General features: G+C 66.4%; 28 protein-coding genes. 5 read left to right on the top strand and 23 right to left on the bottom strand.

Features of this window, described 5'->3' with window-relative positions; genetic code table 11:
• Positions 1 to 74 precede the first annotated feature (74 nt).
• A complete protein-coding gene (locus ABL843_RS14490) occupies positions 75 to 425 on the top strand; it encodes a hypothetical protein (protein ID WP_418120297.1) in 351 nt (116 codons plus the stop codon).
• 74 nt (positions 426 to 499) lie between these two features.
• On the opposite strand, the gene ABL843_RS14485 is transcribed toward ABL843_RS14490, so the two are convergent.
• The 8 genes from ABL843_RS14485 to ABL843_RS14450 all read right to left on the bottom strand — a co-directional run bounded on the left by ABL843_RS14485 (position 500) and on the right by ABL843_RS14450 (position 7,211).
• On the bottom strand, positions 500 to 1,003 hold the full coding sequence (locus ABL843_RS14485; RefSeq protein ID WP_418120296.1) for a disulfide bond formation protein B: 504 nt from the start codon (positions 1,001 to 1,003) through the stop codon (positions 500 to 502).
• Positions 1,000 to 2,097: a sulfate/molybdate ABC transporter ATP-binding protein gene (locus ABL843_RS14480; RefSeq protein WP_418120295.1), complete on the bottom strand. Its 1,098-nt coding sequence runs from the start codon at positions 2,095 to 2,097 to the stop codon at positions 1,000 to 1,002. The genes ABL843_RS14485 and ABL843_RS14480 overlap by 4 nt, the downstream gene beginning before the upstream one ends.
• A gap of 21 nt (positions 2,098 to 2,118) precedes the next feature.
• Complete coding sequence (gene cysW, locus ABL843_RS14475) at positions 2,119 to 3,021, bottom strand: sulfate ABC transporter permease subunit CysW (RefSeq protein ID WP_418120294.1); 903 nt, start codon at positions 3,019 to 3,021, stop codon at positions 2,119 to 2,121.
• Position 3,022: 1 nt separating this feature from the next.
• Entirely contained in the window at positions 3,023 to 3,910 is an 888-nt protein-coding gene (gene cysT / locus ABL843_RS14470) for a sulfate ABC transporter permease subunit CysT (RefSeq protein ID WP_126019390.1), read from the bottom strand.
• On the bottom strand, positions 3,911 to 4,927 hold the full coding sequence (locus ABL843_RS14465; protein ID WP_418120293.1) for a sulfate ABC transporter substrate-binding protein: 1,017 nt from the start codon (positions 4,925 to 4,927) through the stop codon (positions 3,911 to 3,913).
• Positions 4,924 to 5,499: an RBBP9/YdeN family alpha/beta hydrolase gene (locus tag ABL843_RS14460; protein WP_184638215.1), complete on the bottom strand. Its 576-nt coding sequence runs from the start codon at positions 5,497 to 5,499 to the stop codon at positions 4,924 to 4,926. The genes ABL843_RS14465 and ABL843_RS14460 overlap by 4 nt, the downstream gene beginning before the upstream one ends.
• A gap of 24 nt (positions 5,500 to 5,523) precedes the next feature.
• Positions 5,524 to 6,165: a peroxiredoxin gene (locus ABL843_RS14455; protein WP_126019383.1), complete on the bottom strand. Its 642-nt coding sequence runs from the start codon at positions 6,163 to 6,165 to the stop codon at positions 5,524 to 5,526.
• 131 nt (positions 6,166 to 6,296) lie between these two features.
• Positions 6,297 to 7,211: a LysR family transcriptional regulator gene (locus tag ABL843_RS14450; RefSeq protein ID WP_126019381.1), complete on the bottom strand. Its 915-nt coding sequence runs from the start codon at positions 7,209 to 7,211 to the stop codon at positions 6,297 to 6,299.
• A gap of 136 nt (positions 7,212 to 7,347) precedes the next feature.
• Here ABL843_RS14450 and ABL843_RS14445 point away from each other — a divergent pair, with 136 nt between their 5' ends.
• Positions 7,348 to 7,995 (top strand): FMN-dependent NADH-azoreductase, encoded by a 648-nt coding sequence (locus tag ABL843_RS14445; RefSeq protein ID WP_184638217.1) that lies wholly within the window; start codon positions 7,348 to 7,350, stop codon positions 7,993 to 7,995.
• Between the two features lie 70 nt (positions 7,996 to 8,065).
• Here the strand turns inward: ABL843_RS14445 and ABL843_RS14440 are convergent, their stop codons facing one another.
• On the bottom strand, positions 8,066 to 8,620 hold the full coding sequence (locus ABL843_RS14440) for an NADPH-dependent FMN reductase (protein WP_184638219.1): 555 nt from the start codon (positions 8,618 to 8,620) through the stop codon (positions 8,066 to 8,068).
• 336 nt (positions 8,621 to 8,956) lie between these two features.
• Here ABL843_RS14440 and panE point away from each other — a divergent pair, with 336 nt between their 5' ends.
• A complete protein-coding gene (gene panE, locus ABL843_RS14435; protein ID WP_418120292.1) occupies positions 8,957 to 9,898 on the top strand; it encodes a 2-dehydropantoate 2-reductase in 942 nt (313 codons plus the stop codon).
• A gap of 7 nt (positions 9,899 to 9,905) precedes the next feature.
• Positions 9,906 to 10,574, top strand: a complete 669-nt coding sequence (locus ABL843_RS14430) for an Asp/Glu/hydantoin racemase (RefSeq protein WP_418120291.1) — start codon at positions 9,906 to 9,908, stop codon at positions 10,572 to 10,574.
• Here ABL843_RS14430 and ABL843_RS14425 read toward each other — a convergent pair.
• Positions 10,561 to 11,919 carry an FAD-dependent oxidoreductase gene (locus ABL843_RS14425; protein WP_418120290.1) on the bottom strand — a complete coding sequence of 453 codons (1,359 nt, stop codon included), beginning with the start codon at positions 11,917 to 11,919 and terminating at the stop codon, positions 10,561 to 10,563. The genes ABL843_RS14430 and ABL843_RS14425 overlap by 14 nt on opposite strands.
• A gap of 105 nt (positions 11,920 to 12,024) precedes the next feature.
• Between ABL843_RS14425 and ABL843_RS14420 the strand changes: the two genes are divergently transcribed.
• Positions 12,025 to 13,035 carry an alpha/beta hydrolase family protein gene (locus ABL843_RS14420; RefSeq protein WP_418120289.1) on the top strand — a complete coding sequence of 337 codons (1,011 nt, stop codon included), beginning with the start codon at positions 12,025 to 12,027 and terminating at the stop codon, positions 13,033 to 13,035.
• A 17-nt stretch (positions 13,036 to 13,052) separates the two neighbouring features.
• Here ABL843_RS14420 and ABL843_RS14415 read toward each other — a convergent pair whose 3' ends face one another.
• The 13 genes from ABL843_RS14415 to ABL843_RS14355 form a co-directional block, all read right to left on the bottom strand.
• Positions 13,053 to 14,951 (bottom strand): family 2A encapsulin nanocompartment cargo protein cysteine desulfurase, encoded by a 1,899-nt coding sequence (locus ABL843_RS14415; RefSeq protein ID WP_418120470.1) that lies wholly within the window; start codon positions 14,949 to 14,951, stop codon positions 13,053 to 13,055.
• Positions 14,952 to 15,017: 66 nt separating this feature from the next.
• A complete protein-coding gene (locus tag ABL843_RS14410) occupies positions 15,018 to 15,950 on the bottom strand; it encodes a family 2A encapsulin nanocompartment shell protein (RefSeq protein ID WP_184638231.1) in 933 nt (310 codons plus the stop codon).
• 63 nt (positions 15,951 to 16,013) lie between these two features.
• The gene (locus ABL843_RS14405; RefSeq protein ID WP_125950756.1) at positions 16,014 to 16,283 is read right to left on the bottom strand and encodes a helix-turn-helix domain-containing protein; all 270 of its coding nucleotides are present in this window, start codon (positions 16,281 to 16,283) and stop codon (positions 16,014 to 16,016) included.
• Entirely contained in the window at positions 16,280 to 17,194 is a 915-nt protein-coding gene (gene epsC / locus ABL843_RS14400) for a serine O-acetyltransferase EpsC (RefSeq protein WP_126019365.1), read from the bottom strand. Before epsC ends, ABL843_RS14405 begins: the two co-directional genes overlap by 4 nt.
• A gap of 40 nt (positions 17,195 to 17,234) precedes the next feature.
• Positions 17,235 to 17,720, bottom strand: coding sequence for a rhodanese-like domain-containing protein (locus tag ABL843_RS14395; protein ID WP_184638233.1), 486 nt, complete (start codon positions 17,718 to 17,720; stop codon positions 17,235 to 17,237).
• A 137-nt stretch (positions 17,721 to 17,857) separates the two neighbouring features.
• Positions 17,858 to 18,814, bottom strand: coding sequence for a TauD/TfdA dioxygenase family protein (locus ABL843_RS14390; RefSeq protein WP_418120288.1), 957 nt, complete (start codon positions 18,812 to 18,814; stop codon positions 17,858 to 17,860).
• Between the two features lie 175 nt (positions 18,815 to 18,989).
• Entirely contained in the window at positions 18,990 to 19,556 is a 567-nt protein-coding gene (locus ABL843_RS14385; RefSeq protein ID WP_418120287.1) for a hypothetical protein, read from the bottom strand.
• 61 nt (positions 19,557 to 19,617) lie between these two features.
• Entirely contained in the window at positions 19,618 to 20,181 is a 564-nt protein-coding gene (locus tag ABL843_RS14380) for a hypothetical protein (protein ID WP_418120286.1), read from the bottom strand.
• The gene (locus ABL843_RS14375; RefSeq protein WP_418120285.1) at positions 20,178 to 20,843 is read right to left on the bottom strand and encodes an N-acetylmuramoyl-L-alanine amidase; all 666 of its coding nucleotides are present in this window, start codon (positions 20,841 to 20,843) and stop codon (positions 20,178 to 20,180) included. The genes ABL843_RS14380 and ABL843_RS14375 overlap by 4 nt, the downstream gene beginning before the upstream one ends.
• A 269-nt stretch (positions 20,844 to 21,112) precedes the next feature.
• Positions 21,113 to 21,328 carry a TOBE domain-containing protein gene (locus ABL843_RS14370; RefSeq protein WP_007829250.1) on the bottom strand — a complete coding sequence of 72 codons (216 nt, stop codon included), beginning with the start codon at positions 21,326 to 21,328 and terminating at the stop codon, positions 21,113 to 21,115.
• A gap of 64 nt (positions 21,329 to 21,392) precedes the next feature.
• Positions 21,393 to 21,989 (bottom strand): malonic semialdehyde reductase, encoded by a 597-nt coding sequence (locus tag ABL843_RS14365; RefSeq protein WP_418120284.1) that lies wholly within the window; start codon positions 21,987 to 21,989, stop codon positions 21,393 to 21,395.
• A 20-nt stretch (positions 21,990 to 22,009) separates the two neighbouring features.
• Positions 22,010 to 23,299 (bottom strand): O-acetylhomoserine aminocarboxypropyltransferase/cysteine synthase family protein, encoded by a 1,290-nt coding sequence (locus tag ABL843_RS14360; protein WP_126019350.1) that lies wholly within the window; start codon positions 23,297 to 23,299, stop codon positions 22,010 to 22,012.
• Between the two features lie 146 nt (positions 23,300 to 23,445).
• Positions 23,446 to 24,291: an ATP-binding cassette domain-containing protein gene (locus ABL843_RS14355; protein ID WP_418120283.1), complete on the bottom strand. Its 846-nt coding sequence runs from the start codon at positions 24,289 to 24,291 to the stop codon at positions 23,446 to 23,448.
• Positions 24,292 to 24,296: the final 5 nt, after the last annotated feature.

Raw genomic sequence — 24,296 nt, 5'->3', positions numbered from 1 at the left:
CAATGGGCCCGCGAATATCTTTTTTCGCGGCCGGGGCATCACTTTTCCGACGTATTCAATTAAGGGAAACGACCATGAAATTCAAACAGTCGAACACGCTGCTGCGCAATGCAGCCCTGGCCGGTGCAATTGCGACGCTGCTGGCTTTCAGCGGTATTGCGGGCGCGGCACATACCCCGCAGGACAGCGACATGCTGCAGACGACGGGCGCCATCGCCAGTATCGGCGCGCCCGCTTCGAAGACGAAGGTGGAAGAGGTTTCGGCCCAGCAGGACTTGCTGAGCTTCGTCGCACCTGCCGCCAAGACCGAAACGGCTCAGCCCATGAACACCGCGATGGTCAACAGCTGCTCGGCCCGCTGGTACTGGCGCAGCCTGCTGGAAGAAATGGCTTGCGGCTTCTCGGGCCAGGGCTGGTTCAACTGAGGCGAATCCGCCTCGCTGTCTTCGAGAACGCAAAAACGCCGCCTGTCGGGCGGCGTTTTCTTTGCGCGACCGTCTCAGCGCGCGCGACGCGAGCGAACCAGCAGCGTGATCAGCAGCAGCGACAGAACCACGAACGCGATGAACGACCAGTTCGCCAGCGTCAGTCCGAACAGCGACCAGTCGACCTTCGAGCAGTCGCCGCCGCCGCGGAAGATCATCGGCAGCGCGCGCTTCAGCGGAAAGGTCTCGATCATCCCGTAGAGATCGCGGCCGCAGCTCACGACTTCGGGCGGATACCACTGCAGCCAGCTCTGCGAGGCCGCCGTATAGGCACCACCCAGGGCGGCCAGCAGCGCCAGCACGCCGCTCACCGCACGCAGGCCGACGTTGCGAAAAACCCCGGCCAGCCCGGTGAACAGCGCCACCAGCACCAGCGCATACCGCTGCACGATGCACATCGGACAAGGTTCGAGCCCGACCACGTGCTGCAGGTAGAGCCCGAAGGCCAGCATCAGGACACAGGCCAGGCAGATCAGCCCGAACGCGCGGCGCGGCGCGCCGAAGTACCAATCGATCAAGGAGATACCCAATCTTCTTCTACGAACACTCTGGCCTTGCGCGGATTGGCGACGACCGTGTCGCCCTCCTTCAAGCCCAGATCGCGGAACTGTTGCGCAGGGAGTTGCGCTTCGATGATGGTTCCGGAGCCCGGATTATCTGGATTCGACTCCGTGGGCTCAAGTTCCAGCCGCGCGATGGGTCCGACGACGATCGCGCGCGACAGCGTGGCGACGATGCCCGAGGCGCCGCTCGTGTAGGGTGTCACGTCGATGTCATGCGGACGCACGTAGGCACGCGCCTTGGCGTCGCGCGCGCCGCTGTGTTCGGGAGATTCGAGGCGCATGCCCTCAAGCTGCACCGCGCCGTTGTCGGCGCGGCCGTGGAACAGGTTCACGTCGCCCAGGAAGCCGTAGACGAACGGGCTCGCGGGCTGGTCCCACACTTCCTGCGGCGAGCCGACCTGTTCGATCCGCCCCTTGTTGATGACCACCACGCGGTCGGCCACCTCGAGCGCCTCCTCCTGGTCGTGCGTGACGAAGATGGAGGTGACATGCAGCTCGTCGTGCAGCCGGCGCAGCCAGCGGCGCAGTTCCTTGCGCACCTTGGCGTCGAGCGCGCCGAAGGGTTCGTCGAGCAGAAGCACCTTGGGCTCCACCGCCAGCGCGCGGGCTAGCGCGATGCGCTGGCGCTGGCCGCCGGAGAGCTGCGAGGGATAGCGGTCGGCCAGCCAGTCGAGCTGCACCAGCTTGAGCAGGTCGGTCACCTTCTGCCTGATCTGCGCGTCGCTCGGGCGCTCCTTGCGCGGCTTCACGCGCAGGCCGAAGGCCACGTTCTCGAACACGGTCATGTGGCGGAACAGCGCGTAGTGCTGGAACACGAAGCCCACCTGCCGCTCGCGCACGTGCACGTCGGTGGTGTCCTCGCCCGAGAAAAGAATGCTGCCGGTGTCGGCCGTCTCCAGCCCCGCGATGATGCGCAGCAGCGTGGTCTTGCCGCAGCCCGAGGGGCCGAGCAGCGCGACCAGTTCGCCCGAATCGACGTCGAGGCTCACGTCGCGCAGCGCGCGGAAGTCGCCGAACTGCTTGCTGATGTTGCGGATTTCGATGCTCATGATTTCTTCTCTCTCACTCTCTCAGGCCGCGGTGGCTTCAGGGGGGCGTTCCGGGGGCAGCTCGGCAATGGCCTTCATCTCGCGCTCGTGGCGCCATTCGATCACCGACTTGATCACCAGCGTGACCAGCGCCAGGATCGCCAGCAGCGAAGCCACGGCGAAGGCGGCCACCGACTGGTATTCGTTGTAGAGCACTTCCACGTGCAGCGGCATGGTGTTGGTCTGGCCGCGGATGTGGCCCGACACCACCGACACCGCGCCGAACTCGCCCATGGCGCGCGCGTTGCACAAAATGACGCCGTACAGCAGGCCCCACTTGATGTTGGGCAGCGTCACGCGCCAGAAGGTCTGCCAGCCAGTCGCGCCGAGCACGATGGCGGCCTGCTCCTCGTCGGTGCCCTGCGCCTGCATCAGCGGCACGAGCTCGCGCGCGATGAACGGGAAGGTCACGAACACGGTCGCCAGCACGATGCCGGGTACCGCGAAGATGATCTTGATGTCGTGCTCGGCCAGCCACGGGCCCAGCCAGCCCTGTGCGCCGAACACCAGCACGTAGATCAGGCCCGCCACCACCGGCGACACCGCGAACGGCAGGTCGACCAGCGTGGTCAGCAGCGCCTTGCCGCGGAACTCGAACTTGGCGATGGCCCAGGCGCCGGCCACGCCGAACACCAGGTTCATCGGCACCGCGATGGCGGCGGTGATCAGCGTAAGGCGGATGGCGCTCCAGGCATCGGGCTCCTTCAGCGCGTCGAGGTACGCGGTGACGCCCTTGCGCAGCGCTTCGGTCGCCACGGCCGCCAGCGGCAGCACGAGGAACAGGAACATGAACCCGAGCGCGAGGCCGATCAGCAGCCAGCGCACCCAGGCGGCTTCGGTGGTGCCGGCCTGTGCGCGGCGAACGACTTTGGTTGGTGCGCTCATGTCAGGCCCCTCCGCGACGGCGCTGCCATGCCTGCAGGCCGTTGATGACCAGCAGCAGCACGAAGGAAATGACGAGCATCACCAGCGCGACCGCGGTGGCGCCCGCGTAGTCGTACTGCTCCAGCTTGCCGATGATGATGAGCGGCGTGATCTCCGAGATCATCGGCATGTTGCCGGCGATGAAGATCACCGAGCCGTACTCGCCGATGGCGCGAGCGAAGGCCATGGCAAAGCCCGTCAGCAGCGCAGGCGCGATCGACGGGAAGATCACCTTGGTGAAGGTCTGCAGCCGCGTCGCGCCCAGCGAGGTGGCGGCCTCTTCCAGTTCCTTCTCGGCATCTTCCAGCACCGGCTGCACCGTGCGCACCACGAAGGGCAGCCCGATGAAGATCAGCGCGATCACCACGCCCGCCGGCGTGAAGGCCAGCTTGATGCCGTGCGGCTCCAGCAGCTGGCCGATCCAGCCGTTGCCCGCGAGCAGCGCGGTCAGCGAAATGCCGGCCACGGCCGTGGGCAGCGCGAAAGGCAGATCGACCAGCGCGTCGACGATGCGCTTGCCCGGAAACTTGTAGCGCACCAGCACCCAGGCCACCAGCAGGCCGAATACCGCGTTCACGATGGCTGCCAGCAGCGATGCGCCGAAGGTCAGCCGGTAGGAAGCCATCACGCGCGGCGCGGTCACGGCCACCCAGAACTGCTCCCAGCTCAGCGTGAAGGTCTTGAAGACCAGCGCCGACAGCGGGATCAGCACGATCAGGCTCAGATAAAGAATCGAAAAGCCCAGCGTGATGTGGAAACCGGGCAGCACGCGCTTGGCGCCGCCTGCCCGGTTGGCACGAGAAAAAGGCGCTCCCGCAGACGGGAGCGCCGAAGTAACAGCGCCGCTCATTTACCTGCCGCCAGGGGTGTACAGCTTGTCGAACTGGCCGCCGTCGTTGAAGTGCACCTTCTGCGCTTCACCGAGGCTGCCGAAAAGTTCCTGCACCGTGAAGAGCTGCAGCGGCTTGAAGGTCGCGGCGTACTTCTTGAGCACCGTCTGCGAGCGCGGGCGCAGCGCGTGCTTGGCGGCGATTTCCTGCGCTTCTTCGGAATACAGCCAGTCGAGGTAGGCCTTGGCGAGCTCGCCGGTGCCCTTCTTGTTGACGGTGCGCTCGACCACGGCCACCGGGTTCTCGGCCACGATGCTGATCGACGGATAGACCGAGTCGACCTTGCCGGTGCCGAATTCGCGGTCGATGGAGACCACTTCCGATTCGAAGGTGATCAGCGCGTCGCCGATGTTGCGCTGCAGGAAGGCGGTGGTCGCGTCGCGCCCGCCGCGTGCCAGCACCGGCACGTTCTTGAACAGCTTGCCGACGAACTCGGCGGCCTGGGCATCGGTGCCGCCCTTCTTCTTGATGTAGCCCCAGGCGGCCAGGTAGGCGTAGCGGCCGTTGCCGCCGGTCTTGGGGTTGACGATCACAACCTGCACGCCGGGCTTGACCAGGTCGTCCCAGTCCTTGATGCCCTTGGGGTTGCCGTTGCGCACCAGGAACAGCATGGTCGACGTGGTCGGCGATGCGTTCTCGGGGAACTTCTTGTTCCAGTCCTTCGCGACCACGCCGGCGTTGGCGAGGAAATCGATGTCGGTGGAGGTGTTCATCGTCACCACGTCGGCGTCGAGGCCGTCGGCCACCGCGCGGGCCTGCGCGCTGGAGCCGCCGTGCGACTGGTCGATCTTCACGTCCTTGCCGGTGGCCTTCTTGTAGTGCGCCACGAAGGCCGCGTTGTAGTCCTTGTAGAACTCGCGCGCCACGTCGTAGGAGGCGTTCAGCAGCGAGGTGCCCTGGGCGAAGGCGGTGCTGCCGGCGAGTGCGGAGGACGCCAGCGCGAGCACGGCGACGAAGGTCTTGATTCTGGAAGTCATGTGGTTGCGAGGTTCTCTGAAAATTCACGGCCCGCCGACCATGCGGCGGGCTCGTCGGTCAGCGACTGGAGCAAGGCAAGGCCCAGCGGCCAGTCCCCGTGCCCCGAATCGATGTTGATGTGGCCCGCATTCTGCATCCGGACGAATTCGCTGCCCCAGGCGCGCGAATATGCGCCTGCCAGGCGGATCGGACAGTACGGGTCGTTGCTGCTGGCCACCACGATGCTGCGGTACGGCAGCGCGGCATAAGGCACGGGTGCGAAATCGGACAACACGGCGCGGCGCTCGGGGTCGGCCGGCGCCACCAGCAGCGCGCCGCGGATGCGCGCGGCCGCCTCGGGCGGCAGGTGCGCCGTGGCGATGCAGCCCAGGCTGTGCGCGGCGATCACCACCGGGCCGGGGCTGTCGAGCACCAGCCTGGCCAGTGTGCTCACCCAGGCTTCGCGCTTGGGCGAGGCCCAGTCGTCCTGCACCACGCGCGCTGCGCCCGGAATGCGCTCTTCCCACAGGCTCTGCCAATGGCCGGGCCCGGAGTCGCGCCAACCAGGCACGATGACGACACGAGTCTGCATGACCGAGCTGCCCTGCCCGCTTGCTTACTTGTTCGGCTGCGGCGTGATGCGCAGGTACGGGCGCACGGCCTTGAAGCCCTTGGGGAAGCGCTCGGCGAGCTCGGCCGGGTCTTGAATGGCCGGGATGATGACCACGTCGTCGCCGTCCTTCCAGTTCACCGGCGTGGCGACCTTGTGGCTGTCGGTGAGCTGCAGCGAGTCGATCACGCGCAGGATCTCGTCGAAGTTGCGGCCGGTGGACGCCGGGTAGGTGATGGTCGTGCGGACGATCTTCTTCGGGTCGATGATGAACACGCTGCGCACGGTGGCCGTGGCCGAGGCGTTCGGGTGGATCAGGTCGTACAGGTCGGCCACCTTGCGGTCTGCGTCCGCGATGATGGGGAAGTTGACCGTGGTGTTCTGCGTGTCGTTGATGTCCCCGATCCACTCCTTGTGCCTGGTGGCCGGGTCCACGCTCAGCGCGATGGGCTTCACGCCGCGCTTGGCGAATTCGCCCGACAGCGCCGCGGTCTTGCCGAGTTCGGTGGTGCACACGGGCGTGAAGTCGGCGGGGTGCGAGAAGAACACGACCCACGAATCGCCGGCCCACTGGTAGAAGTCGATGGGGCCTTCGCTGGAATCCTGGGTGAAATTGGGGGCGGTGTCGCCTAGACGCAGAGTAGCCATGATCGCTCCTGGATGGGGATGGGAGTCCCGGATTGTGCGAACCCTTGCTTCAATGCCAAACGAATATCTGCTTGTTTGGATATGACGTTTTCCGCATAACGAGGGCAACCCGGCCCCAAATCGGCCGGGCGCTAGAACATCCGCATGTCTGCGCTCTGCAGGTGTTCCATCAGGAAATCGATCAGCTTGCGCACCGCCGGCACCAGCGCCCGCCGCGCCGGAAACACCATGTGCGCCACCACCGGCGGCGGCCCCCAGCCCGGCAGCAGCCGTACCAGACGGCCGGCTTCCACGTCGGCACGGCACATGTAGTCGGGCAGCATGGTCGCGCCGATGCCGCCCAGCGCGCCGAACTGCAGCGTGGCGAGGTCGTCGGCCACATAGAGGGGCGTGTGCGAATGGACGAGGCTCTCGCCGTTCGGGCCTTCCAGCCGCCAGTCGCTGCGCCCCTCCCCGTTGACCGACATGGCCGCCGTGGGCAGCTTCCCCAGGTCGGCCACCGTCTGCACCGGCCCGTGTCGCGCCAGCAGCCCCGGGCTCGCCACCAGCACGCCTCGGCTGTAGCCGAAGGTCTTGGCCACCAGCACCGTGCTGTCCTCGATGGCCGGCCGCACGCGCAGCGCGATGTCGATACCCTCCTCGATCAGGTCCACCGGCCGGTTGATCACCTTCATGTCGATGCGCACCGCGGGGTAGCGCTCCATGAACACCGGCATCAGCTGCGCCAGCCCGCTGTGCGCGATGGTGACCGGGCAACTCAGCCGCACCAGCCCGCTGGGCTCGGTCTGCACCTGCGCCACCGCCTCGGCCGCCGCCTGCGCCGCGTCGCGCATCGCGGAAGCGTGCCGCAGGTAGATCTCGCCGGCCGGCGTGAGCGACAGCCGCCGGGTGCTGCGCTGCATCAGCTGTACGCCGAGGCGCTCTTCCAGCTCCGCCACCCGCCGCGAGAGCCGCGACTTGGGAATGCCCAAGGCCCGGCTGGCGGCCGCGAAGCCGCCGCGCTCGGCCACTTCGGCGAAGAAAACCATGTCGTTGAGGTCCTGCATGGCGGCCATTGTCCTGCAATCAGGACGATCTATGCAATTTTTGGCTACTTATCGGCAACTCGACCCAAAAATAGAATTACGCCATCGCCGGCCGATTTTGAGTGCCGACAGCCAACACAGAAAGTGATTGATTGAAATGAAGCTGCTCCACATCGACTCCAGCATCCTCGGCACCAACTCGACTTCGCGCCTGCTCTCGGCCGAGATCGTGACCGCATGGCGCGCCGCCCACCCCGACACCACCGTGGAGTACCTCGACCTGGCCGTCGACGCCCCCCCGCACTTCAGCGCCGACGCGCTGGGCATCAAGGTCGGCGTGCAGGCCCAGCCCACCGAAGCCCAGGCGCGTGAAAACGCCCTGTCCGAAAAGCTCGTGAGCCAGTTCCTGGCTTCGGACGTGGTCGTCATCGGCACGCCGTTCTACAACTTCTCGATCCCGACGCAGCTCAAGGCGTGGATCGACCGCCTCGGTCAGGTCGGCCGCACCTTCAAGTACACCGACAAGGGCCCCGTGGGCCTGGCCGGCGGCAAGACCATCATCGTGGCCTCCAGCCGCGGCGGCGTCTACTCGACCAGCGAAGGCGGCCAGGCCATGGAACACCAGGAGAGCTACCTCAAGGCAGTCTTCGGGTTCTTCGGCATCACCGACGTGCGCATCGTGCGCGCCGAGGGCGTGGCGATGGGCGACGAAGCCCGCAACAGCGCCCTGGCGGCTGCCCGCGCCGACATCCTGGTGGCGACGGCAGAAGCCGCGAACCAGAAGAGCGTCGCGCAGGCTGCCTGAGCACGTTCAGCCTCGCACCATGAAAAAACCGCCCGATGGGCGGTTTTTTCGTTCCGGCCTGCGCGGAATCTCAGGCCGAGTGGCTCTTCACCCAGGCCACGTACTTGTCCATCCAGCCCTGCAGGAACTTCTTCGAGCCCTCGTTGCCGATGTGGCCCTTGTCGTCGAACAGGTCGTCCTTGGCCTGCAGGAACACTTCGGGGGCGCCAAGCGTGGGCACGTCGAGGTAGGCCAGGATGTTGCGCAGGTGCTGCTGCGCCAGCGCGGTGCCGATGGCGCCGACCGAGATGCCGACCACGCCGGCCGGCTTGCCTGCCCAGGCGCTCTGGCCGTAGGGGCGCGAGGCGTGGTCGATGGCGTTCTTCAGCACGCCGGGAATGGAGCGGTTGTACTCGGGCGTGACGAACAGCAGGCCGTCGGCCGCCGCGATCTCGGTCTTCAGGCGCTTCACCGAAGGAGCCTGGTTGGCGTCGTCGTCCTGGTTGTACAGCGGCAGGTCGTCGATGCGCAGGCTTTCGAAGGTGAAGTCCGAGGGCGCGAGCTGCGCCAGCGCGAGGGCCAGCTTGTGGTTGAACGAATCCTTGCGCAGGCTGCCGACGATGACGGCGATGCGGGTCTGTGCCATGGGTGAAGCTCCTTTGATGAGGGGGTCGGAAATGACGAACGCGATTATGCGAAGCGCCCAAGACCTTATCCGGAAAAGTTCATGCATTTACACCGTGGCACCCGATCGCTGCCTCGCGATCGATGCGCTCGGGGCATGTCGAACCTGCCCTGCGCCCAGGCCTGCCGGGCGATGCCATCGCGCATCATGTGCCGGACCGCCCGCGCGTGTTCCACCTCTTGCCATTTGCCCGCCGCCGACAGCCGGGGAAAGCGCCCGCTCGAAGCAGGCTGCGGCGATCCCGGGCATCATCGCGGCCGGTCTTTTTTCCTCTGTCGAATACAGGAGCGAAACGCGATGAGATTTCTGGTGGTGGGTGCCGGCGCACTCGGTGGTTATTTCGGCGGCCGTCTGCTGGAGGCGGGACGCGACGTCACCTTCCTGCTGCGCCCGCGCCGCGCGGCCCAGCTCGCCAAGACCGGGCTGGTGGTGCAGAGCCCCTTCGGCAACCTGCAGTTGCCATCTCCGAAGCATGTGCTGGCCGATGGCATCGACGGCCCCTACGACGTGATCGTGGTCGGCAGCAAGGCCTACGACCTCGGCTCGACCATGGACTCCTTCGCGCCAGCCGTGGGCCCGAACACCGTGATCCTCCCGTTGCTCAACGGCATGAGCCACATCGACAGGCTTGCCGAGCGATTCGGCAGCGAGCGCGTGCTGGGCGGACTGTGCATGATCTCCGCCACCCTCGACGACGAAGGCCGCGTGCTGCATCTCAACGACATGCACGGCCTGAGCTTCGGCGAACGCTCGGGCGGCCGCTCGGCGCGGGTCGACGCCATCGCGGCGCAGTTCGCCGGCGCGAAGTTCGATGCCACCGCCAGCGAGAACATCTCGCAGGACATGTGGGAGAAGTGGGTCTTCATCGCCTCGGCCGCCGGCCTCACCAGCCTGATGCACGCCTCCATCGGCGACATCGTGGCCGCCGGCGGGCAGGACGTGGCGTTGTCGATCTTCGACGAGTGCTGCGCCATCGCCACACACAACGGCTTCGCGCCGCGCCCCGCCGCCGTGCAGCGCGGCCGCGCCATCATCACGGCAGCCGGCTCGCCGATGACGGCCTCGATGTACAAGGACATGGCGCGCGGCGCGGCCGTGGAAGCCGATCACATCGTCGGCGACCTGCTGAGCCGCGCAGCGCCCGGCAACGCCACGGTGCCCACCGTGCTGCGCACCGCCTACGTGCACCTCAAGGCCTACGAGGCGCGACGCGCACGCGAGGCTGCCGCGGCTGTCTGAGGATCCGATGAAAGACTCGCTCGCCTTCCTGCACACGGCACAGGTCCACGTGCCGACATTCGAGCGGCTGGCGCGCGAGAACGCTCCCACTCTGCGTGTGCGGCACGTGGTGCGCGAAGAGCTGCTGGCTGACGCGCGCGTCACCGGCGTCGACGACGCCGACCTCATCGCCCGCGTCAACGAGGCGATGCGCGAAGCCGCCGCGGGCGGCGCAAAGGTCGTGGTGTGCACCTGCTCGACCATCGGCGCCATCGCGGAACGCACGCCCTCCGGCGATGCATTCAGAGCCCTGCGCATCGACCGGGCCATGGCCGACAAGGCCGTTCGCACCGGGCCTCGCGTGCTGATCGCCGCAGCGCTCGAAAGCACGCTGGCGCCTACGAAGGCCCTCGTTCTTTCCGCCGCACAGAACGCTGGAATCGCCGTCCAGCCGGCCCTGCTGTTCGTCGAGGACGCATGGCCGCATTTCGAAGCCGGAGCCCACGCGCGCTACATCGAGACACTGGCTGGCGCGATCCGTGCGGCGGCAATCGAGGCCGACGTCGTCGTGCTGGCCCAGGCCTCGATGGCCCCCGTGGCCGATAAGCTCGCCGACCTGGGCATCGACGTGCTCAGCAGCCCCGTACCCGGCACCGCCCACGCGGTGACACTGGCCCTGGCGCTCAGTCCGACTTGAGGATCGTCTCGCCCTTCAGCATCCCCATGTCGCGGATGTTGAAGCGGTGGCGCTTCCAGCCTTCCCAGGTGCGGCGCATGTTGCCGATGGAGATCAGGTAGTACAGCACCTTGAACATGCCGACCGGGCCGCGCATCGGCGTGCCGCGGTAGATGTCGCCGGCCAGCAGCGTCATCAGCCCTTCCTTCACGCGGAACGGGTTGCCCGGATGCATGAACATGTCGCGGATGGTCGGGTTGGTCACGCGGTAGATGAACCACGAGTACTCGCGCGGGCCCTTGCGCATCATGGCCTCGAAGCCCTTGCGTACCGCGGCCAGCTGGGCCGGCTTGTCGAGCGCTGTCGCCACCAGTTCGGCGCCGTCGAAGGCGCTGTGCATCGCGAGGTACACGCCCGAGGAGAACATCGGGTCGATGAAGGTGAAGGCGTCGCCCAGCATCAGGTAGCGCTCGCCCGTGGCGTGCGTGCTGGAGTACGAGAAGTTGCCGGTGGCATGCACCGCGTCGTCGACCAGCGTGGCGTTCTTCAGGCGGTCCACCAGCACCGGGCAGGTCGCGATGGTGTCGTAGAAGAACTCCTTGAGCGGCTTGTCGCGCGTCTTCAGGTAGTACGGCCAGCAGACCGCGCCCACGCTGGTGGTGCCGTCGGCCAGCGGAATGAACCAGAACCAGCCGTGCGGAAACCAGCAGATGCTGATGTTGCCTTCCTTCTTGCCCTCCAGCCGCTCGGCGTTGGTGAAGTGGCCGAAGAGCGCGGTGCTGTTGTGGTCGGGGTTCTTCTGCTTGCAGCGGAATTTGTTGGCCAGCAGCGTGTCGCGGCCGGTGGCATCGACCACGAAGCGGGCGCGCCAGCTATGGCGCGCGCCGTCGTCCATCTCGGCCTGGACCGTCGCGCCCTCGGCGTCGAAGGCCACGTCGCGCACCTTGCAGCCTTCGATGGCCTGCGCGCCGCAGGTGGCGGCGTTGCGGAACAGAAGCTCGTCCAGCTCCGAGCGGCGGACCTGCCAGGCCGAGTCGAGCGACTTGTCCAGGCCCTCGCCGAATTCCACATAGCTGCGGTGCTCGTGCTCGGGCGAGACGAACTCGATGCCGAACTTCGGCATGCCGATCTTCTCGACCTGGTCGCGCACGCCGAGCTTGTCGAACAGCTCCACGTTCGCGGGCAGCAGCGATTCGCCGATGTGAAAGCGCGGGTGGTGCGCCTTCTCCAGCAGCACCACCTTGCGGCCCTGCCGTGCCAGCAGCGTGGCGATGGTCGATCCGGCGGGACCGCCGCCGACGACCAGCACGTCGCAGGATTCGTCGGCGGCCCGGGGCGCGGGAGAAGAAGCTTGGGACAGGGACATGCGAAGGCAGGCAACGTTGTTAACAATCGCAAGCATAGCGCGGCGGCCTGCGAAGACCGCAAAGCCTGCTAAGCAGCCCACCGGCTGGCGCCGCACACTGGGGCAATGCGCCTCCTCCATCTTCTGCGCCCCTTCTGCCTCGCCGCCGCATGCCTGTCGGCGGTGTTCGCCCATGCCGCCGGCTTCGGCACCATCGATATACCTGCCGACCGCGAAGGCCCGGCGATGCAGGGCGCCGTATGGACACCGTGCGCCGCACCCGCGGGCGAAATCAAGCTGGGCCGCAACACGATCCAGGGCGTGCGGGACTGTCCGCTCCCGCCGGGCAACGCCCGGCTGCCGCTCGTCGTGATCTCGCACGGCTACGGCGGCTCCTTCCTCGGCCATCACGACACGGCGCAGGCGCTCGCCGACGCGGGCTTCATCGTCGCGGCCATCAGCCATTCGCAGGACAACTTCCAGCTCCGCGGCGGCCCGGACGACAGGATCGTCGCGCTGGCGACGCGAACCACCGACATCAAGCGGCTGATAGACCACATGCTCCAGAAGTGGCCCGCGCACGGCAGGATCGCGGCCGACCGGATCGGCTTCTACGGTTTTTCGAGGGGCGGCTACACGGGCCTCGTGCTCGCGGGAGCGCGCCCGGACTTCGAGCGGCTGCCGCCGCTGCCCTCATCCCCGTGCGCAACGCAGCCCGAAGGCAAGGCGTGCGAATGGGTGAAGCAGGGCTTCCAGGAACTGCTGGCCACGCCGCTGACGCACGACACCCGCATCAAGGCGGCCGTGATCGCCGACCCGCTCGGCATGCTCTTCGACGCCCGGGGCCTGAAGAACGTGAAGATCCCGATCGAGCTCTGGGCGTCGACCTACGGCGGCGACGGCGTCACGCCCGAGAGCGTGGCAGCCGTTCGCGGCAACCTGCCCTCGGCGCCCGAATGGCATGCGGCCGACAAGGCCGAACACTTCGGTTTTCTCGCACCGTGCTCGCAAGCACAGCTCGACGCAAGGATCGAGATCTGCCGCGACGCGCCCGGCTTCGACCGAATCGCCTTCCACAAGGCATTCAACGCCGAGGTAGCGGCCTTCTTCAGCCGCCACCTCGGGCGAACGCACTGACCTTCACTGACCAGGCTTCAGCCCGCGCGCCGCTGCGACGCCAGCCGCCGCACCACCGCCACCAGCCGGTCGATCTCGTCGAAGGTGTTGTAGAAGGCCAGCGAGGGCCGCACCGTCGTCTCCACGCCGAAGCGGCGCAGGATAGGCTGCGCGCAATGGTGGCCGGTGCGCACCGCGATGCCCTCCTCGTTCAGCGCCTGCCCCACCTCCTCGGTGGTGTAGCCGTCGAGCACGAAGGACATCACGCTGGCCTTGTCGGCTGCCGTGCCGATCAGCCGCACGCCTGGAATCGCGCCGAGCTGCGCCATGCCGTACACCAGCAGGTCGTGCTCGTAGCGCGCGATGTTCTCGATGCCGATTTTGTTGACGTAGTCGATGGCAACGCCCAGCCCCACGGCGTCGGCGATGTTGCCGGTGCCGGCCTCGAACTTGTTCGGGATCGGCTGGAACACCGTCTTCTCGAAGGTCACGTCGGCAATCATGTTGCCGCCGCCCTGCCACGGGGGCATGTCTTCGAGCACCTCGCGCCTGCCCCACACCACGCCGATGCCGGTAGGGCCGAACACCTTGTGGCCGGAGAAGACGAAGAAGTCGGCGCCGATGTCCTGCACGTCCACGCGCATGTGCGAGACCGACTGCGCGCCGTCGACCAGCGCCTTCGCGCCAGCGCGGTGCGCCAGCTCGACGATCTCCTTCACCGGCACCACCGTGCCCAGCGCGTTGGAGACCTGCGTGACGGCGACGATCTTCGTGCGGTCGTTCAGCAGCTTGCGGTACTCGTCGAGCAGCACCTGCCCCGAGTCGTCCACAGGAATCACGCGCAGCTTCGCGCCCTTGGCGGCGGCGAGCTGCTGCCACGGCACGATGTTGGCGTGGTGCTCCAGGTTCGACACGACGATCTCGTCGCCCTCGCCCACGTGCTGTCCGCCCCAGCTCTTGGCCACGAGGTTGATGGCCTCGGTGGTGCCGCGCACGAAGATCACCTCTTCCACCTCGGGCGCGTTGATGAACCTGCGCACGCGCTCGCGGGCGCCCTCGTAGGCGTCGGTCGCGCGCGCGGCCAGCTCGTGCGCCGCGCGGTGGATGTTGGAGTTCTCGTGCTCGTAGAAATACGAGATGCGGTCGATGACCGACTGAGGCTTGTGCGTGGTGGCCGCGTTGTCGAACCACACGAGCTGCTTGCCGTTCACGCGCTCCTGCAGGATCGGGAAGTCGCGCCGCACGGCCTGGATGTCGAAGGGAGGATGCTGGCCGCTGGCGGCCAGCGGCACGGCGCCGGGCCCGCGCGGATCGGGCTTGGCGGGCGTGACGAAGCCGCTGGTCAGGCGCACCGCGTCGACGAAGTAGAACTGGGGTTCACTCCCTCTCCCCTCTGGGGAGAGGGTTGGGGTGAGGGGCAGCCCCGCACCTTGCGTCGTCCGCTGGCCCTCACCCCAGTCCTCACCCGCAAGCGGGAGAGGGGGCGAGACCACGGGGGTCGCGCCGGCCGGGGGATGCCCGTAGCCGTTGTCCAGGAAATAGAACGACGAGGCCGCGGCTTGCGGTGCCACTGCCCCATTCAGCTGCGGCACGCCCTGCACCGTGCCACCCGAGCGCGGCTCGAAGGCCGGCGCCACCGAGAGCACGCTGTCCGGCACGCCGTTGCCCGCCACCGCGTGCGGCACCAGCGCCGGCGCGCGGTTCGCGAGCGAAGGCACCTGCGTCGGCGATGCCGGCACCAGGTTGGCGCCCGGAATCTGCCCTTGTGGGAAGGGCGTACCCGGCACGCTGGGCCCGAAGCCGGCAGGGCTCGCCAGCGGCGAACCCGCGGGCGCGACGTTGGTCGGAAACTGCGCTCCCGGCACCAGCCCGTTCGCCACGCCGGGCACCGAGTCGGGCGGCGTGCCCGGCAGTGCGGAAAACATGGCGCTGGCCATGCGCGCGAGAACCGCCGGGTCGAACGGCGCCTCGCCCGGGATCGATGGAGTGCTGCTCACAGCGGCTTACTTGTAGGTGTCGGCGTAGTCGTGGTACTTGCCGATCTCGACATCGTCGAGCACCGCCAGCGCGTCGGTCGTCAGCACCGCGAGCGAGCAGTACAGCGAGATCAGGTACGACGCGATCGCGTGGTTGTTGATGCCCATGAAGCGCACCGACAGCCCCGGGCCCTGCTCGCCCGAGAGACCCGGCTGGAAGAGGCCCACCACGCCCTGGCGCTTGTCACCCACGCGCAGCAGCAGGATCTTGCTCTTGCCATCGGCCACCGGCACCTTGTTCGACGGGATCAGCGGAATGCCGCGCCAGGTGATGAACTGCGAGCCGAAGAGGCTCACCGTCGGCGGCGGCGTGCCGCGGCGCGTGGCCTCGCGGCCGAAGGCGGCAATGGCCAGCGGGTGCGTGAGGAAGAAGGCCGGCTCCTTCCACACCTTGGCCAGCAGCTCGTCGAGGTCGTCGGGCGTGGGCGCGCCGGTCAGCGGGAAGATGCGCTGCTCTTCGCTCACCTGCGCCAGCAGGCCGTAGTCGGGGTTGTTGATGAGCTCGCTCTCCTGGTTCTCCTTGATCGTCTCGATCGTCAGGCGCAGCTGTTCCTTGATCTGGTCGTGCGGGCTGCTGTAGAGGTCGGAGATGCGGGTGTGCACGTCGAGCACGGTGCTCACGGCGTTCAGGTAGTGCTCGCGCGGGTTCTCTTCGTAGTCGACGAAGGTGCGCGGCAGCTGGTTCTCTTCCTCGCGCGAGGTGCAGGTGACCTTGATCGCCTCCGGGTTCTTCACCTTGTTGACGCGGTAGATGCCCGCCTCCACCGGAACCCACTGCAGCAGGTGCGTCAGCCAGCGCGGGCTGATGGTCTCGAGTTGGGGGACTGTCTTGGTGGCATTGGCCAGCTGTCTTGCGGCGTTGTCGCCAAGGGCGGTGGTACCACCAACTGTTGCGCTCATGGATCAGGCTTTCGTGGTTGAGAAAAAAGTGGCCGCCAGTGTCCGGCGGCCACGGGTTTTCCCTCAACAGGCTATAGCCGCCAAGTTGATCCTTCGCGCGAGACGCGACTGCTCCAACTGCTCGCAGCGCATGAGCAGGCCGACCATGTTGATGCCCAGCGCGGTAGCCAGCTTCTGCGCGGTGACGATCGATGGAATGACGCGGCCGCGCTCGATCTCCCCAACGTAGGAGCGGTTCAGATCGGAACGCTCAGCCAGTTCCTCCTGCGACCAGCCCCTGTCCTCGCGCAGCTGGCGGATGGTCACGCCGAAGTCTTCGACGAACGCCTTCATACGCCACCTGCCTTCGGTGCGTTCTGCAGGCTGGCCTGCGTGACGCTAGCGCCCGGCGGCACGTCGTCGGTGATCCACACGTTGCCGCCGATGACGGCGCCCTTGCCGAGCGTCACGCGCCCGAGGATGGTCGCGCCGGCGTAGATGACCACGTCGTCCTCCACCACCGGATGGCGCGGCAGGCCCTTCTGCAGGTTGCCTTCGGTATCTGTCGGGAAGCGCTTGGCGCCGAGCGTGACCGCCTGGTAGAGCCGCACGCGCTTGCCGATGACGGCCGTCTCGCCGATCACGACGCCCGTGCCGTGGTCGATGAAGAAGCCCGCGTCGATCTTCGCGCCCGGATGGATGTCGATGCCCGTCTGCGCATGCGCCAGCTCGGCCACGATGCGCGCCAGCAGCGGCAGCCCGAGCTTGTAGAGCTCATGCGCGAGGCGGTGGTGGATCATCGCGAGCACGCCGGGATAGCACAGGAGCACCTCGTCGACGCTGCGCGCGGCCGGATCGCCCTGGTAGGCGGCGAGCACGTCGCTGTCGAGCAGGCTGCGCAGGCCCGGCAGTGCATTCGCGAAGCGGCGCACGGCCTCGGTGGCGATATCGTCGATTTCGCTGGCAGGGCGTGGCTCGTGGCGCGCATTGAAGTTCAGCTCCAGCCGCGCCTGAACCAGCAGCGCCTGCAGCGCCGAGTCGAGTGTGTGGCCGACGTAGAAGTCCTCGCTCTCGTGGCGCAGGTCCGGCGGGCCGAGCCGCATCGGAAAGAGCGCGCCCTTGAGCGACTCGACGATCTGCGCGAGCGCATCGCGCGACGGAAACTCGCGCGCGCCGGGCTCGCGCGAACGCCGCTGCGAATCGCGCCACTCGTCGCGCACACCATGCAGTGCGCGCACGATGTCGCTCACCTCGAAATGGGCCATCTGTAGTTCCTCCCGGAGAAATGTCGTGTGGGGTGCGGTCTCAGTCCTGCACCCACGGCAGCTTGTGGAAGCGCCAGCCGTCGGAGCCGCCGCGGTGCTGCTGCGCATCGATCTCGCCCTCGAAGCCTTCGAGCACGTTGAAGACGTTCGTGAAGCCGGCCTTTGCCGCAGCCTCGGCCGCCAGCGCGGAACGCTTGCCGCTGCGGCACAGCAGCAGCACGACGGCTTCCTTGCCGCCGTCCTTCGCGAGCCTGGCTTCGAGCTCGCGCACGAAGCGCGGATTGCGCGTGAGCGCCGTGCCCGTGGCCCAGGCCACGTGCTGGCTGCCGGGCACATGGCCGACGAACTTGCGCTCCTCTCCGGAGCGCACGTCGACCAGTACGGCCTGGCCGTTCTGTACCAGTTCCCAGGCCTTCTGCGGCGCGACGCCGCCCGCATAGGGCAGATTGCTCCCGGCGGCCCTGGCGCGCGCCTGTTCGAGTGCTTCGGGCAAGGCGATGACTTCTTCTTCAACTTCCACTGGCATGCTGTGACGCTCCTGTTGTGCGTTGGATACGCCTTGGTGGCGATAACCACCACTGTAGGAGCCGGGCGCCGAAGCTCAAACAACCGAAAAGTCGATTTCTAACAACCAGCCGTTGTAAAGGATCGATTCAGGCGCGATCAGGCGACGGCTCGTGCAGCTTCGGCCGCACGCACGGCCGGGGCCGTCAGGTCCACGCTCTTCGCACCGTCCACGCCATACGGCACGTCGCCCGCGATGGTCACGCGGCGCACCACGCGGTGCTGGTCGCCGTAGTCGTTGATCGCGTAGTGCTGCGTGGCACGGTTGTCCCAGATGGCGACGTCGCCCTGGGCCCAGCGCCAGCGCACCGTGTTCTCCAGCCGGTGCACATGGCTCTGGAGCACGTTCAGCAGATGGCCGGAATCGTGCGTGGAATGCCCGGCCAGCCGCTTCACGAAGTGGCCGAGCACGAGGCTGCGTTCGCCGGTCTCGGGGTGAACGCGCACAACCGGATGCTCGGCCTCGAGCAGGCGGCGAGTGAAGACATCGCGGTAGCGCTTCGTGCCCTCCTCGTCCAGATTGGCCGGCGAACGCGTGGCGGCGTAGTCGTAGTCGTTGCCGTGGATGGCGCGCAGCCGGTCGGCCAGCGCCTTCAGATCGTCGGGCAGGCTCTCGTAGGCCGCCACCGTGTTGGCCCAGACCGTGTCGCCGCCATAGGCCGGGATCACCACCGCCCGCAGGATCGACACCTGCGGATAGGCGACCTCGAAGGTGACGTCCGTGTGCCACGAATTGGCGCGGCCGCCGTGGCGTGAGTCGAGCTCCAGCAGCCGCGTGCCGTCCCTCGAAGGCACGGTGGGGTGCGGCACCAGCTCGCCCCACAGGCGCCCGAAGGCCTCTTGCTGCGCATCGTCCAGATGCTGCTGGCCGCGGAAGAAGAGCACCTTGTGCTTCAGCAGTGCGGCCTTGATGGCGCCGAACACCTCGGGCTGGAGCAAGCCCGACAGACGCACTCCGCGCACCTCGGCGCCGATGTGCCCAGCCTGGCGGACGATGTCGAGTTCGTGGTGGTGCGCGGCTTGCGCGGGAATCGTGGAAGAAAGAATGGCGCTCATCGGAGGTCCTTTTTCGGGTGATCCGGAAGATTCTGCGAGGCGGCTGATGGGGGTGGAAGGAAGGTGTTTGCAATTTCTAATGCACAGGGCAACTAAGAGGGGCGTCGATGAAGGGTTGGCAAAAGAAAACCCGCCGTGGCGGGTTTTCGGGGGAAGCCATGCTTCAGTCGATGCGTCAGGGCTTGTCGCGCTGAACTCGCGCCCAATTCAAGCGACGCGCTGCTTCGCTGGCGGAGAGCTGTCCCTCCGCCACCAGCCTCTTGAGCCTTCGCTCGTCTGCGCGGTTCAGTGCGTCTTTCAGGAGGGCCATCTTGCGTGTCCGGCAGGGGCTGCATTCGTAGAAGCTCGTGGACCCCGCGACAATATCCGCCTTTCGGTCGTACTCCGCCGTGCCGATTCGCCCAGTAGGCTCGATGCCCATGGCGAGCACCCGTCCATTCTTGAACGTAACGAGTGCCTCGCCCTCGCATCCCGTGGCGTCCACCACTTGTTCAGGGTCGTAACCTTTCCACGAAACTCTACGCATGTGCCGCAAGGCATAGCGAACATCCTCCTCCGTCAATACGACGTCGTCGCAGTTCAGGAAGTCCTTCTTCTCCCAGGCGATGTTCCGGTGCGAAGGATCCGTAATCTCCACTTTCTGCACATAAGCAATCGGGTATCGCTTGTCGGCGGCATCCGCTGAAACTCCCGCGGCGAGGAGCAGCGCCGCTGCGGTCATCAAGTTGATGGTCTTTTTCATAGTGTGTTGGTGCGATCAGCCCACTGCAGTGGGCCGTCAGAAAAACCGAGTTGACAGGCCCTCAGGGCTTGTCTCGCTCAGCCTTGCTCCTCTTCAGCCGGACTTCCGCCTCACCGGGAGGAATCCTGCCTTCCGCCTCAAGTCGCTTGAGCCGTCGCTCGTCCGCGCGATGCAGAGCATCTTTTAGAAGCGCCATCTTGCGTTGCCTGCACGGGTCGCATTCGTAGAAGCTCGGTGGACTCGCTGTGGGCTTCATCTTTGCGTCGAATTCCCCGGTACTGATTCGGCCGGTCGGCTCGATGCCCATCGCGAGGATTTTTCCGTTCTTGAACGTGACGAGCGTTTTTCCTTCACACCCTGTGGTATCCGTATTTTCCGGGTCGTAGGATTTCCACGAAATTCTGCGCATGTGCCGCAAGGCGTAGAAAACATCCTCTTCTGTCAGAACAACGTCGTCGCAGTCCAGAAAGTCTTTGTTCTCCCACGCGCTTCGATGCGAAGGGTGCGTGATTTCCACCTTCTGCACATAAGTGACCGGATAGCGCCCGTCGGCAGCGTGTACCGAGAATGTGGTTGCCGCCACAGCTAGCGCAGCGACAGTTATTGAGTTCTTGGTCCTGGTCATGGTTTGGGGGTGGACAGAGTCCAGTTCGCGCCTTGCGCCTCCGTCAGATTCTTCCTGCTGACAACGGGATGGCGAAATACCTCATCCGCAGCGATCTGCATCGACCCCTGGAGTGCGTTGACAAGCCACGAGAGGGATTGATTCTGAGCTGCGGTCGGCGTTTCAAATATGCCGTACTTGCCTCGTATCTTGTCGAGTGACCATGTTGCTTCTTCACCGAGCGCTTTGAACCCCGCGGGCAATTTGGCTCTTCCGACCAGTTCGATCCCTATAGCCTCCATATTGCTCGGATATCGATCGGCAGGCGCCTTGAGCATTTCAATGCGATGCATCTCGGCTGCGCCCACCTTTGCAGGGAAATCTCGCGGCTTGCATTTTTGGATCGCCAGACATCTTGCCTGCAACGGCCCCACATGATTCGTCCTCTGATAAATCGCCGCCGTCTGATAGATCGTTCCATCCTTGTCGATCAGAAAGTGCGCCCCGTTCGCCTTCGGCCGCTTGTAGCTGTTCAACGAAGACGCCGAAGTATCGGCGTCCGTCTGGTGCACGACGATGCCGGTGATCGCCCCGGCCCTCTTCCCTCGTTCGATCTGTGGACTGCGAGCACGTCTCACTCGCGCGTGGCTGATCATTCCATGTTCGTCAATCTCAACGAGCATGCGGTTCCTCCCTGAATATCTTTGATTGGTTAACGACTCTTCACGAGGCGTTTCCATGCATCGAAAAACGACACCGACCGCGCCTCGCGGCGCGCATGCTATGGCGATGCCCTTAAAGAAAATTCAGGTCACTGAAAGATCATGATGAATTCAGAAATTCAGCACGATCGATCAATCCACACTCGGTAAACCTCTGAAAACACAAACCCCACAAACGAAAAAACCCGGCGCCAATCGGCGCCGGGTCGTCGCAGATGCCCGAGGGTCCGTCAGAGCTTCGCGATCGAAACCTCGGTGGACTTCACGAGGGCAACCACGTCGGAGCCCACCTTCAGCTGCAGTTCGTCGACCGAGCGCGTGGTGATGACCGAGGTGACGATGCCCCAGGCGGTTTCGACGTCGACTTCGGAGACGACGTCGCCGCGGATGATTTCGCGGACCTTGCCCTTGAACTGGTTGCGGACGTTGATGGCTTGGATGGACATGATGGGTTCTCTTTCGGGTTGATGAGGGAATTCGTTGAGGAAAAGCACGGCGGACTGGCGGCGCTCAGACGATCTCGGCCACGTCGTCGAACGCCAGCCTCGGCCCGCGCTCGAAGGTGCCCGCGTGGTCGGCCACGCCGAGGTTGACGAGGAAGTTCGCGCGATAGCGGCCATCGGGGAAGAAGGCCTTGTCGACCAGGTCGGCGTTGAAGCCCGACTGCGGTCCCGCGTCGAGCCCGAGCGCCCGCGCGGCCAGGATCAGGTAGGCGCCCTGCAGGCTGCTGTTGCGGAAGGCCGTGGCCTGCGCGGCCTCGGCGCTCTTCTCGAAGAGCGGCTTGGCGTCGTAGGCCGGGAACTGGCTGGGCAGGTGCTCGTAGAAGCGCGAATCGTGCGCCACGATCACCGTCACGCCGGCGGCAAGCGTCTGGGCGGTATTGCCCGCCGACACGGCCGGCTTCAGCTTCGCCTTGGCCTCCTCGCTTCGCACGAACACGTAGCGTGCCGGCTGGGCGTTGAAGGCGGTCGGGCCCCACTTGAGGAGGTCGTACAGCTTGTGGATGAGCTCGTCGGTCACCGGCACGGGCTTGAACGCGTGCACGGTGCGGGCCTTGCGGAACAGCTGGTCCAGCGCGGCTTCGGGGATGGCTTGCAGAGTGGTCATTGCTTCAAATGAAATGTTCTTCAGTTCGACGCCGCGGCGAGTGCCTGGTCGAGGTCGGCGATCAGGTCGTCGATGTGCTCGATGCCCACCGACAGGCGCACCGTGTCCTCGGTCACGCCGGCCCTGGCCAGCTCCTCGGGCGACAGCTGCCGGTGCGTGGTCGATGCGGGATGCGTGGCCAGCGAACGCACGTCGCCGATGTTCACAAGGCGCGTGAAGAGCTTCAGCGCATCGAGGAACTTCGCGCCGCCCTCGCGTCCCGAGCCGATGCCGAAGGTCAGCACGCCGCTGGCCTTGCCGCCGAGGTACTTCTTCGCGAGCGCGTGGTCGGGGTGGTCTTCGAGCGCCGCGTAGTTGACCCACTTCACCGCCTTGTGCGTCTTCAGGTGCTGCGCCACGCGCAGCGCGTTGTCGCTGATGCGGTCCACGCGCAGCGCCAGCGTCTCGATGCCCTGCAGGATCAGGAAGGCGTTGAACGGCGAAATGGCCGCGCCCGTGTTGCGCAGCGGCACCACGCGCGCGCGGCCGATGTAGGCGGCCGGGCCGAGCGCGTCGGTGTAGACCACGCCGTGGTAGCTCACGTCGGGTTCGTTCAGGCGCTTGAAGCGCTGCTTGTGCTCCGCCCACGGGAACTTGCCCGAGTCGACGATGGCACCGCCGATGCTGGTGCCGTGGCCGCCCAGGTACTTGGTGAGCGAGTGCACCACGATGTCGGCGCCGTGCTCGATGGGCCGGCTCAGGTACGGCGAGGGCACCGTGTTGTCGACGATCAGCGGCACGCCGTTGCGGTGCGCGATCTCGGCGATGGCCGCGATGTCCGTCACGTTGCCTGCCGGGTTGCCGAGCGACTCGACGAACACGGCCTTGGTTCGCTCGTCGAAGAGCTTCTCGAAGCTCGACGGATCGCGGTGATCCGCGAAGCGCGTGGTGATGCCGAACTGCGGCAGTGTGTGGGCAAACAGGTTGTAGGTGCCGCCATACAGCGCAGTGCTGCTGACGATGTTGTCGCCGGCTTCGGCGATGGTCTGGATCGCGTAGGTCACAGCCGCCTGCCCCGAGGCCAGCGCGAGCGCGGCAATGCCGCCTTCGAGCGCCGCCACGCGCTGCTCCAGCACGTCCTGTGTCGGGTTGTTGATGCGGGTGTAGATGTTGCCCGGCACCTTCAGGTCGAACAGGTCGGCGCCGTGCTGCGCGCTGTCGAAGGCGTAGGCCACCGTCTGGTAGATGGGCGGCGCCACGGCGCGGGTGGTCGGATCGGGCGAATAGCCGGCGTGGACCGACAGGGTTTCGAATTTCCAGTTCTGCGACATGCGGAATACCTTTCAGGGTTGAAGGAAAGAACGGGCTGACGGGTTCATCCAGGAATACCGCGGAACCGGCTCTGCCGGGCCGCTGGTATTGCCCCCCGGCGAGGGGGTTGGCGGCCACACGAAGTGGGCAAGCCTGGGGGTGGACATCAAATCGCCCAGCGCAATGCGTGCGCGGGCGTGGCGAGCCAGCTGGCGTCGGTGCTCTCGGCTTCGGTCTCTCCGGACTTCTGCAGCACCCTGTCGAGGATTCGTTTTTCGATCGCGGCGAAGGCCGGGTCGCCCTGCGAGCGCGGACGGGCCAGCGCGATGTTCTCGTCGAGCGCGATGCGCCCGTCCTCGATCAGGATCACGCGGTCGGCCAGCGCAACGGCTTCCTGCACGTCGTGCGTCACCAGCAGCGCGGTGAAGCGGTGGCGCTGCCACAGGTTCTCGATGAGGCGGTGCATCTCGATGCGCGTCAACGCGTCGAGCGCGCCCAGCGGCTCGTCGAGCAGCAGCAGGCGCGGGTGGTGCACCAGCGCGCGCGCCAGGGCCACGCGCTGGCGCTGGCCGCCCGACAGGCGCGCCGGCCATTCGTTCTCGCGATCGGCCAGGCCGACCTGCGCCAGCACTTCCTTGCCGCGCGCCTTGGCGTCGTTCGGCAGCCCCAGCGTCACGTTGTCGAGCACGCGGCGCCATGGCAAGAGGCGCGCCTCCTGGAACATGATGCGGGTGTCGTCGTGCAGGCCGTTCACGGCCTTGCCGTCGGTGTAGAGGCCGCCGGAGCTCGGCTCCTCCAGGCCCGCGATAAGCCGCAGCAACGTGCTCTTGCCGCAACCGCTGCGCCCGACGATGGCGATGAACTGGCCCGGCTCGATGGTCAGGCGCGTGTTGCGCAGCACCTCGCGCGCGCCATATCGCTTGTGCAGGTTGCGCGCCTCGAGGCGCACGCCGCCCGCAACGCCTTCGTGCGAACGAGCCAGGGGTTGGATGTCTTTCAGTACGGCACTCATGGTTT

Origin of the sequence: Variovorax sp. 350MFTsu5.1 (assembly GCF_048302515.1) — a bacterium.
In the GTDB taxonomy this organism is placed as follows: Bacteria; Pseudomonadota; Gammaproteobacteria; order Burkholderiales; family Burkholderiaceae_C; genus Variovorax; species Variovorax guangxiensis.
This window is presented reverse-complemented; position numbering and strand designations above follow the sequence as displayed.